This window comes from Paenibacillus sp. IITD108 (assembly GCF_036541265.1).
In the GTDB taxonomy this organism is placed as follows: Bacteria; Bacillota; Bacilli; order Paenibacillales; family Paenibacillaceae; genus Pristimantibacillus.
In genome coordinates, this window is the sequence record NZ_JAZHCT010000004.1 from 23,542 (window position 1) to 42,825 (window position 19,284).

General features: G+C 44.6%; 14 protein-coding genes. 1 reads left to right on the forward strand and 13 read right to left on the reverse strand.

Going from position 1 to position 19,284, the window contains the following annotated elements:
• Positions 1 to 12 precede the first annotated feature (12 nt).
• Together rpiB and V1L65_RS04500 are read right to left on the reverse strand one after the other, a co-directional pair.
• Positions 13 to 492, reverse strand: a complete 480-nt coding sequence (gene rpiB, locus V1L65_RS04495; RefSeq protein ID WP_331697883.1) for a ribose 5-phosphate isomerase B — start codon at positions 490 to 492, stop codon at positions 13 to 15.
• Positions 493 to 514: 22 nt separating this feature from the next.
• Positions 515 to 1,594, reverse strand: coding sequence for an MDR/zinc-dependent alcohol dehydrogenase-like family protein (locus V1L65_RS04500; RefSeq protein WP_331697884.1), 1,080 nt, complete (start codon positions 1,592 to 1,594; stop codon positions 515 to 517).
• A 333-nt stretch (positions 1,595 to 1,927) separates the two neighbouring features.
• Between V1L65_RS04500 and V1L65_RS04505 the strand changes: the two genes are divergently transcribed.
• The gene (locus tag V1L65_RS04505) at positions 1,928 to 2,692 is read left to right on the forward strand and encodes a DeoR/GlpR family DNA-binding transcription regulator (protein WP_331697885.1); all 765 of its coding nucleotides are present in this window, start codon (positions 1,928 to 1,930) and stop codon (positions 2,690 to 2,692) included.
• A gap of 948 nt (positions 2,693 to 3,640) precedes the next feature.
• Here V1L65_RS04505 and dhaL read toward each other — a convergent pair.
• The 11 genes from dhaL to V1L65_RS04560 all read right to left on the reverse strand — a co-directional run bounded on the left by dhaL (position 3,641) and on the right by V1L65_RS04560 (position 19,278).
• Positions 3,641 to 4,276, reverse strand: coding sequence for a dihydroxyacetone kinase subunit DhaL (gene dhaL, locus V1L65_RS04510; RefSeq protein WP_331697886.1), 636 nt, complete (start codon positions 4,274 to 4,276; stop codon positions 3,641 to 3,643).
• An 18-nt stretch (positions 4,277 to 4,294) separates the two neighbouring features.
• The gene (locus V1L65_RS04515) at positions 4,295 to 5,296 is read right to left on the reverse strand and encodes a dihydroxyacetone kinase subunit DhaK (RefSeq protein ID WP_331697887.1); all 1,002 of its coding nucleotides are present in this window, start codon (positions 5,294 to 5,296) and stop codon (positions 4,295 to 4,297) included.
• A 438-nt stretch (positions 5,297 to 5,734) separates the two neighbouring features.
• The gene (locus tag V1L65_RS04520) at positions 5,735 to 6,583 is read right to left on the reverse strand and encodes an SMP-30/gluconolactonase/LRE family protein (RefSeq protein WP_331697888.1); all 849 of its coding nucleotides are present in this window, start codon (positions 6,581 to 6,583) and stop codon (positions 5,735 to 5,737) included.
• A complete protein-coding gene (locus V1L65_RS04525; RefSeq protein ID WP_331697889.1) occupies positions 6,580 to 6,936 on the reverse strand; it encodes a RidA family protein in 357 nt (118 codons plus the stop codon). The genes V1L65_RS04520 and V1L65_RS04525 overlap by 4 nt, the downstream gene beginning before the upstream one ends.
• A gap of 15 nt (positions 6,937 to 6,951) precedes the next feature.
• Positions 6,952 to 8,037 (reverse strand): hypothetical protein, encoded by a 1,086-nt coding sequence (locus tag V1L65_RS04530; protein ID WP_331697890.1) that lies wholly within the window; start codon positions 8,035 to 8,037, stop codon positions 6,952 to 6,954.
• A gap of 2 nt (positions 8,038 to 8,039) precedes the next feature.
• Positions 8,040 to 8,822, reverse strand: coding sequence for a creatininase family protein (locus V1L65_RS04535; RefSeq protein ID WP_331697891.1), 783 nt, complete (start codon positions 8,820 to 8,822; stop codon positions 8,040 to 8,042).
• A gap of 210 nt (positions 8,823 to 9,032) precedes the next feature.
• Complete coding sequence (locus V1L65_RS04540) at positions 9,033 to 10,019, reverse strand: LacI family DNA-binding transcriptional regulator (protein ID WP_331697892.1); 987 nt, start codon at positions 10,017 to 10,019, stop codon at positions 9,033 to 9,035.
• A 577-nt stretch (positions 10,020 to 10,596) separates the two neighbouring features.
• Positions 10,597 to 11,319: a TraR/DksA C4-type zinc finger protein gene (locus tag V1L65_RS04545; RefSeq protein WP_331697893.1), complete on the reverse strand. Its 723-nt coding sequence runs from the start codon at positions 11,317 to 11,319 to the stop codon at positions 10,597 to 10,599.
• A gap of 685 nt (positions 11,320 to 12,004) precedes the next feature.
• The gene (locus V1L65_RS04550; protein WP_331697894.1) at positions 12,005 to 16,351 is read right to left on the reverse strand and encodes a glycosyl hydrolase; all 4,347 of its coding nucleotides are present in this window, start codon (positions 16,349 to 16,351) and stop codon (positions 12,005 to 12,007) included.
• Between the two features lie 27 nt (positions 16,352 to 16,378).
• Positions 16,379 to 17,467 (reverse strand): response regulator transcription factor, encoded by a 1,089-nt coding sequence (locus V1L65_RS04555; protein WP_331697895.1) that lies wholly within the window; start codon positions 17,465 to 17,467, stop codon positions 16,379 to 16,381.
• Positions 17,464 to 19,278 (reverse strand): sensor histidine kinase, encoded by a 1,815-nt coding sequence (locus V1L65_RS04560; protein WP_331697896.1) that lies wholly within the window; start codon positions 19,276 to 19,278, stop codon positions 17,464 to 17,466. Before V1L65_RS04560 ends, V1L65_RS04555 begins: the two co-directional genes overlap by 4 nt.
• Positions 19,279 to 19,284 lie beyond the last annotated feature (6 nt).

The window sequence follows — 19,284 nt, forward strand, 5'->3', positions numbered from 1 at the left end:
CTCCTCGCTGGTTTAGTTGCAAGAATTCGTTTCTCTTACGCCATTGAACAAGCGGCGCTCTCCATCAATAATTTTCTGCACCTTGCGCGCAGAATTCCCGCCGTCGAATTCAGACTCCAGCCAAACCTTCACGATCGATTTCGCAAGCTCAGATCCGATAACTCTTGCTCCCATCGTCAATACCTGAGCGTTATTGCTCTTAATGGAACGCTCAGCAGAATACGTGTCATGACAAAGCGCAGCTCGAATGCCCGGCACCTTATCCGCTGTAATCGTCATGCCAATACCTGTACCGCAAACAAGAATACCGCGGTCAAAATTGCCTTTGCTAATTTCCTCAGCTACTGCGAAGCCAACATCCGGATAGTCGATTTGTCCTTCCGCATCCTTAAGACCGAAATCTACAACCTCGATTTTACGCTCATCCAATAGCTCTTTAATAAGTTCCTTCAACGCATATCCGGCTTCATCCGCGCCAATTGCTATTTTCATGCTGTGCACTCCTTCAATCGTATTAAGGGATAAGAACAACCTTCAAAGAATTCACTCCGCTAGCTACCAGCTTAAAACCCTCGAGATATTGATCCAGCGGAAGCTTATGCGTAACTACACCCTTTGTAGGAAAATCTCCATTCGCGATGCCTTCAATGACAAGCGGATAGCAATAAGGTCCAAGATGCGAGCCTAGAACGTCCAGCTCCTTGCGGTCGCTAATAATGCTCCAGTCCACGCTTACAGGATCTTTGAATACGCTGAATTCAACAAAACGTCCAAGCTTGCGAATCATTGCAAGGCCCTGCTCTACAGATTTCGGATGACCGGTTGCTTCAATATATACGTCGCAGCCGTAGCCGTCCGTCAACTTCATAATTTCGGCGACTACATCTACATTTTTAGGATTCCAAACGATATCTGCGCCGAATTGCTTAGCCATCTCCAGACGCTCATCGAACAGGTCAAGCACAATCAGCTTGCTCGCACCGGACTTCTTGATCGCTCCAACCATCCCTAAGCCCAATGTTCCAGAACCGGATAAAACCACGATGTCGCCAAGCTCAATTTTTGCTCGTTGTACCGCGTGCAAGGAGCATGCATAAGGCTCAATCAGAATAGCCTGCTCCATCGGCAAATCTTTAGGAACCTTGTAGTTGATCGCTTCTTTAGTAAATTTCATATACTCGGCCATAGCGCCGTTTACATTGTTTTGGAAGCCATACAGGTCATGCTTCTGGCACATCCAGTATTGGCCGCGTTTACAGAAACGGCACTCCCAGCAGGGAACGATTTGCTCCGATATAACGCGGTCGCCGAGTTCAAAGCCTTCAACGCCTTCGCCAAGCTCAACTACGAAGCCGATAAACTCATGGCCTGGAATCATCGGCGCTTTAATATATGCAGGCTGTGTTTCATCTCCCCAAAAGCTGGGCGCACCTTGAAAGGCTTTAATATCTCCCGCGCAAATCCCGCAAGCTTCTACCTTAATAACAATTTCGCCCGGTCCAGCCTTTGGCACATCAACAACTTCCATGCGGTAGTCATTCGGAGCGTAGGCAACAACCGCTTTCATTTTTTCCGGAATATGAGTGCTGCACATATTAAAATCCCCCTATATTCATTAATATGAATGACAACTATTATTTGACTGATGATCTTCTTCATTATTATCACATGCCACCTGTAGTATGTCAACGTATTATTAACTTTTATTATCGTTTACAGTCGTTTGTTTTCATTTTGGTAGATATAAGGGGTGTTGATTCACTCCAAAATGATAATTTATGGCAATTTAAGCTCATATACTTCCTAATATATGCTTCGTTTATTTGTTTTTTTTATCATTTTCGAATGTTTTTCAATCATTTCGTTGATTGCGGATATTTAGTTTGTTATAATTTAATGAATAACTATTTCAATGGGAGATGCGACAATGTTAGCACCTGAACGTAGAAATCGAATCATTCAAATATTAAATGAAAATAGACAGCTTCTAGTAAAAGACGTTTCGATTGAACTAGGGGTATCTGAAGGCACGCTCAGAAATGACTTGAAGATATTAGAAGAAGACGGTCTGCTCGAGAGAACGCATGGCGGCGCTGTCCTTCCCAAGCAGCACATCCCTGAGTATACGTTCCAATCCCGCATTATGGCCAATCAGGAAGAAAAGCGAATGATCGGAAAAGCCGCTGCCCAATTCGTGCAAAACGGCCAGTGCATCATTCTTGATGCCAGCTCTACTTCGTTGGAACTGGCCAGACACTTGGTGCAATATGATTATTTGACTGTAATTACTAACGGTCTTGCGACTGCGCAGGAGCTAGTAAGCAATCCGCATATTAGCGTAATTGTTGTCGGAGGCGTGCTCCGCCCAGGCTCCAGCTCGCTTGAAGGCATGCTGGGCAAGGGCTTGCTGTCCCAAATCCATGCAGACATCTTCTTCACCTCTGCGCACGGCTTTACGACGACAGCGGGGCTTGCCGATTTCAGTATCTATGAAGCCGAGCTGAAGAAGCTGATGGTATCCAATGTCAGCAAAGTAGTTGCTTTGCTTGATCATACCAAGCTTAACCGCCGTTCCATTACTTCCTTTGCGGACATGAGCCAGATCGATACCTTGATTACAGATCCAGGCGCCGACCCGGAATTCCTGAAAACTTTGACCGGCATCGAGGTTATTATTGCAGATGACAAATAACGATTAACGCTAAAAACTCGCGCTTATAGAAGCAGCGAGTTTTTTTGTGCGAACAACTTTTATTGGCTCCGTTATGCATATGGCACTCACTAGCTGGTCAGTCGTTCCGTTATTATGTTGAAATTCGCAGTTTAGTGGCGGCAAAGTGACAGACGTTCCGTTATTGGTCAATAAATCGCTGGAGAAGTCCCCTTTAGAGCTGTATAACGGAATGTGTGGCCGCGAAATGAAGAAAATGGCGGTTTTAAGGCAAATAACGGAACGTGTGACCGCATCAGTCGATACATTGTGGGCAACCTGTAGCAAGCAATAAAAAAGGCAACATAGAGCATGATTGGTACTGGAGAAGTAGGAGCGCCCGCCCAAACTTTAAGTTTATAGTAAAAACCTGTAAAGTCTTATAACAAGGATAAACGGCTCCGCCGTCCTTTGGACAAGCGCGTTTACCGATGAAATATAGGAACATGTATAAAGTGAAAACATATACTTTCCTATAATTGAACAAAATCACCTATCGGTGATCTAACTTGCCTTCATCGTGTAAAGAACAAACGATGCGTCGCTATTTGCGGTGCGGTCATCCATGACCGTTAGAACCAAAAGCAGTCTTTTTGTTGCATATGCGGACACTTATGACCATTAGAAGAAAATTCAGTCGAATTCCTTAGCTTTTTTCCCTCTAACGGATATTTCTGTCCGCTAGAAAGTGGAAGTTGGCCAAAATGGAGCGCTAACGGTCATTATTGTCCGCATCATTAGGAGCGATTCGAGCTCAACAGCCGCATCGTACGCCGTCTCTATCGCCGTCCTTTGGCGATAGCGCGTTTCATTCCGGAGAAATATAGGAAAGTATGGTAGAATGATATACTTTCCTATATTTTTAAAAAAGCTGCCTTGCAGTCGTTTACACAACTGCGAGACAGCTTTTTAGCTCCGCAAATGTAAAAATTATAATTGCTTCAGCCCATTTGTAAATGTATCAATAATTAGATAAGCGGATGCTGCTCCAGGATCAATATGTCCAACGGAACGGTCGCCGAGGCGGCTGGATCTGCCTTTTTGAGAAAGCATTTGTGCGGTAGATTGCATGCCAGCCTCAGCCGCATTAACCGCAAGCTCAAAGCTTTCAATTAAATGCTTGCCTTCTTTTCTAGCTGTCTCAAGTGCTTCCATTGAAGGAAGCCAGGCATCCATCATCGTCTTGTCGCCAACCTGCGCTTTGCCGCGATCCTGAATACCGCGAATAGCTGTAAGCCAGAATTGAACAATATCCTCTTCTTCAAGCTCCTGCTTGCCTTGCAGCGCCGCTCCGCCACGCATAAAAGCCGTCGCGTACAGCGGACCTACTGAAGATCCCACTGCATTAAGAAACGTCATGCCCATGTCTTTGCAAAGAGCGCCGCAGTCCTGACCTGAATGCTGGGACAAATGCTCAACAATAGCTTGCCAGCCGAGTGACATCGTGACGCCATGATCACCGTCGCCTACTGCGCGGTCCAGCTCGGACAGCTCATCTTTTTTCACTTCAATTTGCTCTGCGATTTGCCCAAAAAGCTGCTTCCATTGCTCTATTGATACTCTCATCTATCGTTCCATCCCTCTCTATGATTGAACATACATTGGCGTATCTACTGCATGATCGACCATTTCTGCAAGCTCATCGTCCAGCTTCATAATAGAAATCGAGCAGCCGCCCATCTCCAAAGAAGTGACAAACTCGCCAACAAATGAACGATGCACCTCGATTCCCTGCTCAGCAAGGCGCTGGGCTACACGGCGATACACAACAAACAGCTCCATGTATGAGGTTGAACCAAGACCGTTGACCAAGACTGCGACGCGCTCGCCTTTTGCAACAGGCATATCTTCGAGGATGCGGTTTACCAATGAATCGGATACTTCATCAGCTGTTTTCAATGGGCCGCGCTCCACTCCCGGCTCGCCATGAATGCCAAGGCCAATTTCCATTTCATCCTCGCCGAGCACGAAGCTGGGCTGGCGTGTTTGCGGAACCGCACATGGCGAAAGCGCTACGCCCATCGTTCTAATATTGCTGTTTGCCTTTTGCGATACTCGAACTACTTCGTCCAGATCATAGCCTTTATCTGCTGCCGCGCCAGCTGCTTTGAATACAAGGAAGCCGCCCGCAATTCCGCGGCGTCTATGTATTTGATCAGCAGGAGCAGAAGCTACATCATCCGTAATAAGTACGGTTTGAACGCGGATATCTTCCATTTCTGCGAGCTCGGCAGCCATATCAAAATTCATGCAGTCGCCAGCATAATTTCCGTACATATAAACGACGCCTGCTCCTCCATCCACCGCACGCGTTACTTCAAGGATCGGAGCTGGCGGCGGTGAAGCGAATACGTTGCCTACTGGCGCCCCATCAGCAAAGCCTGGTCCGATTATGCCCATAAACGCTGGCTCATGGCCAGAGCCGCCGCCCACAATGACGCCTACCTTGCCTGGCTTGCCGGCATTAACGCTGACTACTGCACGCTTGTTTTCAGGCAACACCTTTACGTACTTCGGATAAGCAGCTGCATACCCTTCGATCATTTCATCTACAATGGCATTAGGTACGTTCATAAGTTTTTTCATCGTTTAAATTCTCCTTTATAATGGCTTATAAATAGTCATTTTTTCAAGGGGCAGCTACAAAGCCTTCACGCCAATCAACAATAGCTTATTTAGCTTCTATTATATATTACACAGAAGCTTATATCATTTTAATTGCCGCTTCTTGCTGGCAAACCGATAGCTGCATTTTACTGAATACGCTTTCCATCTATAGAATATAGCTGGAGACAGCTGATTCATTATCGTTATTTTCACACTTACACATTCGTTTGTCAACATTTTTTATCGTTTGTTATCATTTTCAGTTGTTTTTCATTGTTTAATTCCCGAATGAACAATAATTCCCATTCGTTTTGGTTAATATCTGACAATACGCCCCTCTATCAAATTCAAAATTTCAGTACGTTCAACGCGCAAACAAAAAAGCCGAGCGCTATTCAATCGCTCAGCTTCTTTCCTCTAATCGTTCCACATGGCCCAGCAGCGCCCAGCGCTTTCAACTGTAAAGCTTTGTACATTGCCGCCATCAGCTACCGTCACATAGGCGGTCTTCCCATCCGCGCCTCCAAAGCAAATATTTGTGCAATTACTTCCTTCCAGCGCGATTTCTCGCAGTAAAACTCCTTCAGGGCTGATTTTAGCTATCGTTCCCTTGCCATATCGAGTAACGTATATATTTCCTTCAATATCACAGCGCATGCCATCCAAATAGTAATCATTAAACTCAATAAGCAAACGCTTGCCTGAAATATCGCCATTCTCATTAAGATCATATGCCCATATCGATCTTTGCATCGTTTCATTCACATATAGAATACGCTCATCAGCAGATACCTCAATGCCATTCGTTGTTCCTACATTTGAAGCAAGCTGTACTACAGTTCCGTCCGTATCAATACGCCAAATGTTCCCCGTATTATCAGCCCAGTTGGGATCGCTGGCAAAAATGATTCCATTGCCCATAATCGCAATATCATTAGGCTGATTCATTAGCGGCTCGTGCGCATGTACCGACAATTCTCCTGTTCCGCTCTCTACTTTAAAAATGTTATGGTTAACGTAATCTGCAATAAACATATCGCCCTTTTTGTTGAACCTTATGCCGTTGCCTATACTTCCGCCCGGAAGCTTTAACCATATCTCTGAGCTGCCATCCGGCCGTACAATGCCGATTGTCCCTTGCTCACCATAATTTACTGCATACAAATTGCCATCTTTGTCACAAGCCGGCCCTTCAATGCCGCTTGTAAAAACTTCATTTTCCGTTATTCGACTGCTGCTGTAAAGCATGCCTCCCACACCCTTCATTTCAAACTGGCAATAACATCGATTTCTACTAGCAAATCATAGTTTAAATCGCAATAAACAGTAGTCCTAGCTGGATACGGTGCTTGGAAGTAGTGAGCGTAAAGCTCATTAAAAGCGCTATAGAGCCCTCTTTGGGACAAATAAATATTAACCTTCTTCACATGACTAAAGCTCAGCCCATGCTCCGCAAGTATTGTTTTAATATTATCCATCGTTTGAGCCGTTTGCTCCTCCAGAGAAGCTCCAACCACTTTCCCTGTTGCAGGGTCCAAGCCTCCTTGCCCGGAAACGAAAAGTAAACCATCTGTTTTTGTCGCTGAAGAAAAAGGCAATACCGCTGTTTTCTCTTCCATCACCGTTCACCCCGCTCATAGTTTTATTGTCGATTTGCTATAAAGAGCTCTCATAGCTGCATTAATCATAGTTGTCGTCTGATAAGTGCGTTCTAATGGCACTTCTGTTTTCCCCGTCAGTATCATTTGCTCGATCATATTTGTCAATTGGTCAAAATGAAAAAATGGCCGTTCAAGCCCAGAGTCCATCCGCGCAGCTAATATTTGCCCATTTTCACATCTGACTGCATAGGACCACTGCTGTATCCATTCGCCAAGCTGGATTACAAATCCTTTTATACCATTATTATATTTAATTTCGAATAATACCGGTGCTTCAAAATGATCCTTCAGATGGTCCAAGCCTGGCTTATCGTACGTGTTTAAAGCCGCTTGCAGAAGGGTATCCAGCCCATGCCCCTTGCTCAAAACTTCCCATGCGTCCTGCCCTTGAACAGCCCGAATGGAAATGGGCTTGGCACTGTCTGCCCCGCTTCGCTCAATCTGGCTTTGCAGCACCTCCAGCGCATGATAGCCGTAAGCCTCAATGGGTCCAAAGCTGGCAACTAATATTTCTTTCATATTAAACAGTTCAGCGCCGCTAACCGGCGGAATCTGCGGGACATAAGGAATAGACGAACCGCCCATGAAAGGAATCTCCCTTTCATTTATTGCTTCATAGATCCAGTTGGCGTCCTCCTGCTCGTAAGCCAAATGCTTATCCGAGAAAATTGGCACTCTCCTGCCCGACTCATCCAGAGCAATGAGCACCTCTTCAATAAACCTGCGCCGCGGGTACATTTTTTGCCCCAGCTCATTATCAGGATAGCTGCCATGCTCACCAATAATCACTACTCCGGCCAGTTCGTCGCCAGGAGCAAGCACTGCCTCCATAATCGTGTCATAAATCGGAATGCCGTGCTTTGCGGCTTCAGGGCGGCTCATATCCTCCTGAGCGATTTGATCCGTATATAGTGACACTACCTGCACTGCCGGCGTATAGCCCAAATTGCCGAGCAGACGTCCTAAAATCATCTCGGCATGGGAATTATGACGATACTCCGTGACGACAACACACACTTTAGGCTTTGCTGCTGCTTGTTCAAGTGTTGTTCTTCTCATAGTTACACCTCCACTTTCATAGCAGCAGCCATTTGCTGCAACCATTCTGATACAGCCGGAATAACGATCTGATCAAGCGCCCACTGCCCTTTCTCACGGCTTGCTTGAATGGCTGAATCAGTATAACCATCAAATCCGGTAAGCGTTCCTTGCTTCCCTAGAAAGGTGTTGGGCAGTGTATGCTGATGCCATGGAACAGAATGATGCTGGTCTGAGATGGCGGCGTCATTAATCCAATCCGGTTGGATTGCCATTATTGCTGATGTTTCGAACGCACCTGCGTGACCGGGAGTAGGGCCGAACACATCTGTTAATTGTTGTTTTTGGGATGAAGGAATCAGATTCCAATACGAAGCAGCAGCAAACCAGCCTTTATGCTTGACTGCCATATCATTGACAGCCTGCAGCATGACCGGCTCATTGCCGCCATGACAGTTAAGCATGATTATGTTAGTAAAGCCGCAGCTCACTAAACTTTCCAGTATATCATGCAGCATAGCTAAGTACGTTGTTGAACGGAAGGAGATCGTCCCCCCAAAGGCGATATGATGCTGCGAGCAGCCTATTGAAACAATTGGTGCCAGTAAAAAGGGATTGCCGGAGGCGGAAGAAGCCTGTTGTACCGCTTCCTTGCTTATATATTCACTAATCAGACTATCTGTAAATACGGGCAAATGAGGCCCATGCTGCTCCGTTGCAGCAAGAGGAATGACGACAGGACATCCCTCTTGAGCAAGCGTTGACAGCTCCTCTCTTGTACAGCTATGGAATAAGATTGCATTCATATGGCGACTCCTCCATAACAATAATATTGTATATTATAAAATAATTTATATTTTACAAGTAATATTAAATTGTTTATATTGAAGTGTCAACCTTTTTTCAGCATCATATTATTTTTTGTCTGCAAGATAAACGGCTTCACTGTGCATAAAAAAACAGCGAAAAAGCTATTCGCTCTTCCGCTGTCTGCATCTGTTTTATCGTTTGTATAACTAATTATTCAAGCGTACGCTTACCGTCTCGCCTTCAAAAAAGTTCATCTCTGTCAAGTACATCAATTCTTTGGCCTGTTCTGGATTATTAATAAGCTCCATCATGTACTTAACCAGTCTCTTCTTCTCAGATACATCAACATAAATAGAAGTTAACGACGGTACGCTAAGATGATTCAAATCCGTATAACCATAGCCTATCAAGCTTTTCTGCCCGGGAACTTGGCAGTTTTCATCCTTCAATCTTTGCAAGACGCCGAACTGGATCACTGTATTCGCACAGTACGCAGCTGTATACTCGATATTCAGCGCACTCATCCTGCCGCACATTTCATAGCCATCCTCATCCTTGGATATTTGGATCAGCGTCTTATCTACTTCAACGTCGTATTCCTTCATTGCCTGCGTATATCCTTCAATAGCCAATCTATGCACCTCGAAGTCAATCGAACCGTTAAACAAAGCAATTCGCCTGTGGCCAAATTTAAGCAAATACTTAACCGCCTCATAGGCAGCTTTCTTATGATCTGGAATAACAATCGGCAAGCCCTCTCTTCGATGACCGCCAAAAATTACAAAAGGAACACCCGTACTCTGTATCAAATCTATGATCTCATTATCAATATCGCCTGTAAGAATCAGACCCTTGGGATCGCTCGTTTTAATAAACTGAATCAAGCTAAGCTTTTCTGAAGGATTAGAACTAATATTCATAAACTGCAATTGATAGTGATGCTCTCTGACCGCTTTCTCAATTTCCTTCAGATCATGCAAATAGCGGGGATCATTATCGGGACGGTTATATATGATATACGTAATATTGGAATTGAAATTCGTATCTCTATAGCCCAGGTCCTTCGCAGCCTGCAATATGCGGGAGCGCGTTTCCTCTGATATCGTGCTTGTAGGCGAATTGTTGAATGCCATAGATACCGTAGCTCTAGATACACCTAAATACTCTGCAATATCCTTCTTTTTTACGCTCATTCTTCTTATTCCCTTCAATAACTATATTACTTCCATCATATATAAATGATGTTTCCAAGTCAACTTCGTATATAAATTTATTTATAAATGGAATAAAAATGAAGCCGCAACCAGCCTGCATGCACTCTGTTCGTCGACTTCAATATGGTTTTAGATTTTTGTTGGTCACTCGTTCCGCTATTGGACCCTGAATGGATGAATTTAAAGTTTCGCGGACAGCCGTTCCGTTATTCACTCATTTCCCACCCTTTTTCCTGCATTTTTTGAGCAATAACGGAACGTCTGTCACTTAGCCTCTTGAAAAGAGCCACTTTTCACGCAATAGCGGAACGTCTGTCCTCATTTTTCGCTATCAACGTACCATGTAACTTTTAACAAACGATAGAACAGCGGCACTGCGATCAAGTTCAGGCTACCGAACCTCCAGCTATAGCTTACTGGTTATTTTTCTATTACTTTTTTAACATAACGCTCAGCTTCTTTATATATTTTGTTTATTTTCCGAAAATTAAAAAGCTCCACACGCAATAAACCCGTGTGAAGCTTAACTTGAGTATTTTTATTCTCGAATTATAACTTACTCGAAATTCTCAAAATCCTCCAAGCTGCTATCCCCTTCGCCTCTGTCCAAATACTGCTCATATTCTCGGTTGCGGACAAAAGAAACATGACGGCCGGTTATATCTGTCGCAAGAAAACTTTCAAGTGCTTCAACATAGCCGTCATTTTCTAGCGCTTCGATTCCAACATGTTCATAATCCTCAACGTCTCGATTTTCAGACATAGCAGGAGAATCTGAATTTCCCCACTGTTCAACGATCTGCCATGTATCCTCGCCATCAAAACCGGCTACCTCTTGCTCATCCATGCTTGTTCGGCCAAATGCAGGTCTCATAATATCTTCCTCTACAGGACGCCGATCGGATATAAGGTCGCGAGGAGCATGATCCACACAATAAATCGTGTAAGGCAGCGCTTCAAGCCGTTCCTGTGGAATTGGCTTGCCGCATGTGGCACAGCTTCCATAAGTTCCATCATCTATCGCATTTAGCGCGGCTTCGATCCGCTGAAGCTGATGCTCCTTTTTCTCACCCAATGCAATATCCTTGCCTCGCTCAAAAAGCTCGGTAGCCAAATCGGCTGGATGATTGTCGATCGGAGAAAGCTCTCCCGTCGTTTCCTTTAAGGCTTCACCTAACCCATAATGTTCGTTATTAACCAATTGTTCTTCAATTTGCTTGCGCTCTCTTTCCAATCGACTGCGAAGCATAGCAAGCTGATTTTCTGATGGAGCAACCATAAGCAGCACCAACCTTTGCGGAAAATTTCGATATCGCTGTTAGCTTTTGCTGCAACGCTTTTTTTCATTATGGGAAAGTGAGGGAATGAGAAAGTTGTTAAAGAAGCATACTTTGAATACGAACTACACGCCAATCAAGGATAAACGGCTTCACCGTCCTTTGGAAAGGCGCGTTTACCAATGAAATATAGGCACAAGTAAGGTGAAACTAATACTTTCCAATATTTCAAGAAAAACGACCCTGTCATCCAAAACCGAGAATATACAGCAGCTGACTTAAAATAACGATGCAGAAATACATCATATTTTCCATATTTGTTCCGTAATTACAAAAATGATGCGATTATACAGGAGATATGTACAATCAAGCACTTTTTTGCTGAAAATGATAAAAATCCTGTATTTTCGCAGGAGTTTACTCCAAACTAGCTTTGGCATCAGAAAAATCATGTACTTATGCAGGATTCATTCATACATAGATTACATTTTTTTCATATCTATTCTAGCTTGTCATTCCGAGTCTGTTTCGTCACTCGTAAAACACAGCACCAGCAGCATATCACTGGTTTAACCAACTACAATCAAGACTCACTTCCTGGATCTACACTACGAATGTTAATGGATAAATTTTTGGAATTTTTAAAAAGGACCCCTAAGGGTCCCCTAAAAATAAGTAATCAAATTTTTAGTCAACTATCAGCCGTATATCATCAAAGTAAAGCGTCCCGCTTCCCGTAAACCCAGGGCTTGCAGCGTTCACGTAAATCCCGAACCGTTCTACCTTTTTCAAAGCGGCTGCATCCAGCACGGCAGACTGATTAGGCGCATGCGGCGCTGGATGGAATTCACTAAACGGAATTTCGACCAATTGTTCTTCTGTACCGAGAAGCGATGGATAGATCTCGAATGGAATGCCATTCGCTCTAATTTGGACAACAAGCTTTTGCCCTGAATCATCCGGCTTATACCAGAATTTCAGCTTGCTGTAGACGCTCCAATCAGCATTTCCATACGTTTTGATAACGCCTGTATACCCATTAGAAGCTAATTGATAATCAAATTTCATCGCATAGCTGCCGCTGTGCTTCGGAGCTTCTACTAATGATATTTTGCTCACATCTCCGGCATTTGTATACACTTCACGCAAAAGACTGTTGTCTCCGTCAAAATTTTCAAAATTATCTAGCACGCTCGGATCGCTTGGAGCCTCCTCAGGTGTATAAATAAACTGAATATTATCTAGATAAATGGGTCCCGTGTATTCCAGTTTTTTAAATACGATAGCGAATACCATCGCAGTTGCGGAATCCTTATCCGTTCCTTTCATCTCGATGCTTACCGAATGCTTGGCAAACTGCTCCCCACTCAGCGTTACTCTTGGCAAATCGGACAAAAGTGGCTTGGCATTATCCGTGCCATATTTTGTGGAGGTGTTAGGGAACAAGTAAATATTCGGCATTAAAGTAACCCCTGTCTGATTTAGTGTTGGCGAAAGCTCCTTTGTCGGGATCAAAATATCAAATTTAACTTTATTCACGCCAGACAAAGGAACAAGGTTTTGAATTTGCTCCACCTTCACCTTCAGCTCCTGCCATGCTTCATTAATATTGCTTCCGCTTATGTCAGCATTCAGCTGCAGCGCTTCAAGCTGCGCATTATGCTGCATCGCCGGCACGCCAAACCCGGCTTTATAGGTTCCGCCGTTCGAAAACCAGTTTGCATCAGCAGGATCAGCAAAGTCCAGTTCCTTTACAATAGACTCCATTAATATAGTAGCCTGCAATTGACGCTCTAGAACGGCACCATTCGTAAAGCTTGCTTTTACATTAATCGTTACCGTTTGTCCATTATGTTCTGCGGCAGGAATCCACTCTGCTTCGTAGTAGCCAGTTAACGGATTCAAGTTCATTAGCTGCCCCGGGCCATTATTAATCGAATAGGCTACACTTGCTGTAGGATCATTATAAGCGCCTGCTCTTATTGTAATCGGCCCTTTTACAATTGTATTATTTGTCGGGCTTACGACATAGAAGTAAGGTTCTGCTGCAGGATCAGCCTGAACATCAAGGTTGTAGACTCCTGTTAAACGATCACCGAATGCAGTGAAATCATCATTGTAAAATGAAATAAAATCGTCCAGCATTTCATGGTTCCCGTATAGAGGGTGGTTGCGGAACGGCACCCAGAAGGAATTAGCCGCGCTGTTCGTCCAGGTCAAGGCATAAGCGATACGCTTTGCTCCCTCGTCAGCCTTTAAATCATTCAACCAGTCTGTCCACCAATTCAAATTCGGATTGCCGCTTAAACTATGACCATTGCTAACTCCCAGTTCCGTAATCGCAGCGATTTTCCCTTTATCCTCAGCCAATTGCGAAAGCATACGTGAATCTTGGACAAGCTGATCTCTAAAAAGCTGATTATAGCTGCTGTCATAAATATCAAAGCCAAGCACATCCACATACTCATCGCCAGGATAGCGGTATAAATACTGTTCCGGGTCGCCATTGAAAAATCCATTTGGAGAAAAAGCGTACAAAAAGTTTCGAACCTGCTTGATATCTCTTAAATACTCAACGGTAAAGCGATATATATTCATATATTCATCGTTCTTTGCGTGCTGAGCCCCCCACCAGAACCAGCTTCCGTTATGCTCATGGAAGGGTCTAAAAATAACAGGGATTAAGGTTCCCTCGGAATCAACAAGGCCACTCGCAAGCTCTGCAATATTATCAAGAAAAGCTAAATACTGCTGATGATGGCTGCCGCCAGGCAATATATGCTCGACTACTCTCGTTTTATCATTAAAATTACCACCGCTTACGAAGTTAGGCATATGGGAGCTCAACGTAATAATGCCATTTCTTTCGTAGGCAAGCCTCATAACCTCTCTCATAGACTCTATCGTATACGGCTCGCCGTAACCCTCAAGGGAATTTGTATCCCAGCCATATACTGCTGGAAAAGCGCCCACTGAATCTTTTACATCAGATTGTGTCCCGTTGTTTTTCGTAATCGTTGCTCCGCGTGTCGTAGAGTTTTGATGCCCAAATAAAAGATTATTGCCGCTTATATTGGTAAGATAGGCGAACAAGGATCTGGTCTCAGCCGTCGCATTGCGATCTACAAGCTTGACCGGGCTCTTATCGAAGTCTTGTGTATCGATCAATGGCTGGCTATTGTCCGGCAGCACGCCCGGAGCCTCACCCTCCTCACCGCCAAGAGGCTTATTCAACACCTTGATATTATCAATGTAAATGGGTCCGTTATACATAAGGCCATCGGAGGTATAAACGACATTTAATATATCCCCGGCCTCATGACCGCCAACCAGCCTGCTGTATACCTGCAGCTTGCCATATTCCTTGCCGTCTACCACTACTCGTTCAAGCTCGCTCACCTTGGACACACTATCATTTTGGCCAAACCGGATCCAGCCCGGATCAACCGCAATATAAGGCTTAATGTTGACATTCCCGTACAATTGAAGATCAAGCAGCGACATATCCATGTAGACATCGAATGTAACGGTAGTCGCTTGCCCGATATCCGGGATAGACCTCCACAGCTTCAAGTCCTGCCATTTTGATATTTCCGTTATTTGCGCATTGATTTGCAGAGCGCCTCCGCCTACTGCTGTTGAATGCTCAATAGTTGGAGCAGGGAAGCCTGCTTGAAAATGACTTCTGCTCTCCCAGCCTTCCAGTTCCTCGTCGAATGTAAACTCAGCAATAACATAATCAGGCTCCGGCTCAGGAGTAGGGATAGGGCTAGGACTTGGGCTAGGGTTGGGACTAGGAGTAAAACTATTAATTATTCCCGACGCAGTTCCTAGCAACGACTGCCCAGCTTTTATAGCTGAGCCATTGAACTCAATGCCAGCAAGAATGGAGGACGTCTTAATGGTACCTTCGCTCGCAATTACAGCTCCCTCAGCAGCTTCTTCCACGAGCAGCTCCGCAATAACAGCAGCTTTCTGAATGATAACCTGTGCCTCACCAGCAAGGATTAGCTTCTTAATGCTTGCCCCTGGCAGGATAGTTATTTTACTATTGGCACCGGTATAGACCTCTTCATACTCCCCTTCCAAAAGAACATCGCTGTCTTCAATTAGAAGCTGACCAATGCGTGTCTCGTCACTGGATACTATGCGAACGGGAAGAGAGCGTTTATTAACGACCGCTTTATTAAGCGTCGAATGGCGAAACACGATAGAATGATCTCCCCCACCGGCAATAAACACGTTTCCATCAACCTTTACATCGTTTAATACTGCCTCGCCTTCCCCTATACCTGAAGAAAGATAAAGATTGCCCTCGATACTGGATTTAGCAAGCGCAACGCCCGCTTTATTAATAACAGCATTGCCTGTCACTTGCAAATCCGAATATTGTCCAGGCTGATAAAGCAATGCCCCAACGATACGATCAAGCATCGTAATAAATTCAGCCCGCGTAATGCCCGCATGAGGCCGGAGTGAGCCATCCGCGTAGCCATTCAATACGCCTTCCGCCAACAAAGCCTCCAAGGCTGACTTAGCATAAAGGCTTATTTGAGAAGCATCTGGATAGGCTGCACTTGAACTGGACTGCGCATACTGCAATTCAAATGCTTGAGCCAGCAGCATAGCGGCCTCTTCTCTTGTCGCCTTGCGTTCAGGTTTTAGACTCCCAGTAGGAAAGCCTTGTACATAGCCTAAGGTCTGTGCCTTCAGCAGCTCGCTAAAGTACCAAGCGTCAGAGCGAACATCTACAATTGGAGTATTTTCTAATAGCTCATCATCAGTATGCAAAGGACCGCCTAATACACGGTTAATAATCGTTAAAGCTTCGGCAAGAGAGAGAGGATTATTCGGCTTAACGGCACCATCGCTATAACCTTTAATGATTCCCGTTGATACCCATCGATCCATGGCAGATTTAGCCCAATGAGCCTGCAGCTCATCCTTTTTTGCTTGAACAGTAACTGGAATGCAGCTGGACCAAATAAAAGTAAGCGCTATCAAAAATACAAAACTTTTACGCCATCTATTCATTACCCACATCTCCAATCGATTATATAATTAAACGCCCAATTTTTTGCGATACTCCATTGGACTATATCCGAAATGCTTTTTATACACTTTGGCAAAATGAATATAATCCTCATAGCCAACCTCATGAGCCACCTCATACGTTTTGAGCAGGGTGCTCTGAAGCAAGCGTCTCGCCTCCTCCATACGCAAATAGACCGTGTAGCTGCCTACGGTCATTCCTGTTTCCTGTTTAAACAAATCGGACATATAGTTGCGGCTCAGCATAACGGATGCGGCCAGCTGCTGATAATTGATTTTTTCCTTATAATGCTGCTGCAAAAACTCTTTCATTTGCTCGATCACTTTTCGATTCGGCTGATCCAGCGCATTTCCGGCCATTTCCAAAAAAGACTGCGCCCCTTCCTCAAGCCGGCGAACCGCGCACAAACGGAAATAATGCCTGACCTGATCAATAGCCAATAGAGGCTCTCCCAACCCGCGATCAACACCTTCAAACAAAGCAATTTCTAAGTTTTCCAGCTTCATTTCCTCAGCAAGCAAATTAAGCCACGCCATCGACAGGGCATTCAGCAAATAATGCCTGCCTTGTGTCCACTGCATAAGCGTATCAAGAGCATCTACGATTAATAAAGGCATTGTCTCATGCTGTACTGTTTTAATCGCATCCATCCATTTCGTTAACAGATCCCTATGACTAGGCAAATGCTGAAGCAGTAATTTATGCGCTGCATTGTAGCGAGATTGCTGCAGCTTGGCATCCGATTTCAATAACGTAGCATGAAGAATGTCAGGATCAATCGGCTTAAGGATGTAATCTACCGCTTCCAGCTGAATACTTTCCTTTGCATAGCTGAACTCATCATAGCTTGACACCATAATGCATACCATCCATGGATATCGTTGGCGTATTTGTCTGAGCAATTCAATCCCGTCCATCACAGGCATCCTGACATCTGTAATGCAAATGTCTGCATAATGCTGATCCAGCCAATCCAAAGCAAGCTGGCCATTGGAAGCTGTCCCCGCCACTAGAAATTGATCATTTCTACCTTCCACTTGTTTGCTCAAGCTGCTGCGAATGAGAGGTGAATTATCCACAATAAGTACACGATTCATAATGAGATCATCTCCTGTGCTTCTGACTTTTCATCTTGTATAAAAGGAAATGTTAACTTGATCAGCGCGCCGCCCTGCTCCAAATTGCCAACCTGCAACCCAGCCCAGGCCGGCTTGTAATACATCCTAAGTCTGTAATGTACGTTAGACAGCCCTAATGACTTCTGCCGTTTGTAATTATCGACTTCAGCCGCTACGGATAAGCGCTGTCGGATATCTGCCAGCCGATCTGCACTAAAGCCAGTGCCATTATCTGAAATAAGAATGCGAATAATGCCATCGGAAGCGTCATGTTCCACTCTCACACAAATATGGATAGCCTGCCCTGTCGTTTCAACGCCATGCTTGATCGCATTTTCTACAATAGGCTGTACGATAGCCTTTAAGCATGGCGCTTCTCCCAGCACGGAGGGGCAATGAAGCTCCCACGTAATATCATCTTCATACAAGGTGCTCATAATGTTCAGATAGTCCAGCAAATGATTCATTTCATCGTTAATCGTAACGCAGTTGTTCTGATAGTTGGATGTGTACCTCAGCATATTCGATAACGACAAGGTCGTGCTGCTAATCTCCTTATGGCTTGCTAGAGTCGCCATCGAGTTAATAGATTCCAATGCGTTATACAAAAAATGAGAATTAATTTGCGATTGTAAAATAGACAGAACAGCCTCCTGCTGATGCCCCCTGCTTTCTGCCAGCTGTACGATAGAAGATTCCAGATGATCAAGCATTTTGTTATAGGATCTGCCAAGATCCGTGAGCTCGTCATCCCCCTCCAGTACAACCCGCGATTGCAAATTGCCTGTTTGGGTTTGCGACATTACCCTTCTTAACCGTAATATGCGGCTAGTAATAGAGGAGGAGAGCGCGATTCCGACCGAGGTTGCAACAATCAAGCTGGCAGCAACAATCATAATGATCAAATCGCGAGTCCGGTAGACACTTTGAGCAAGCTCCTTATAAGGAACGACAGCGACGCTTTTCCAATTAGTATAGGGAATCGTTTCAAATATGACCATCTCGCCTGCTGATTGATGAAACCATGCTCCTGAAGGGCGATTGAAAATAGGCTCCCTCCATTCGTCATCCATGCTTGTCATCATCAGCTCTTCATTCGGATGAGCCATTATGACGCCATCTTCATTGGCGATAAATCCGACGCCAGTTTTTCCAAGCTGGATTTCATTTAAAATAGCCAAAGTAGGCTGCAAGGAGATGTCGATTTTAATAAATCCGTTCGAATTGCCGTAGCGCAGCTTTTTCACCAAGGTAATGACCTGCAGCTCTTCAATCCCGCCGTTGGCATTTACATAATCTTTGCTATTTCTAATATAAGCGGACAGCTTTCTGGAGAAAGGCACATCCAGGAGCTCCGGCTCGTTCATAGCTGTATAGCCTTTTTTCAAGCCGGGAGAACGGGAATAGTGCATCTCATTGCCGTTTTCGTTAAGAAAGGTAACCGACATTATTTCTGGATGACTGGCAATCAAAGGATTAATATATTTTTCTTCTACCCTGCGGAAGCGAAGCACAACATCAGCTGTCTTGCCAACCTCGGCCTGAAGCCAATTGGAAAACTCCGTGCTTGAGCCGAGCAGAAAAACGCCTTGCTCATATTGATTGAAATATCGGTCAATGTTTAGATTCACCTGCGTCAGAATCTGGCTGCTGAATCGCTCCACATCTACTCTTATGTTTTTGGACATTTGATTAATGGCGAGCCATCCAATCGAAATCGTTGCCAGCGAGATCACTATGATCAGGATAAGTATAAATTTCTTCCTAATTGAGCGAATTCTATTAAACAATGTCCT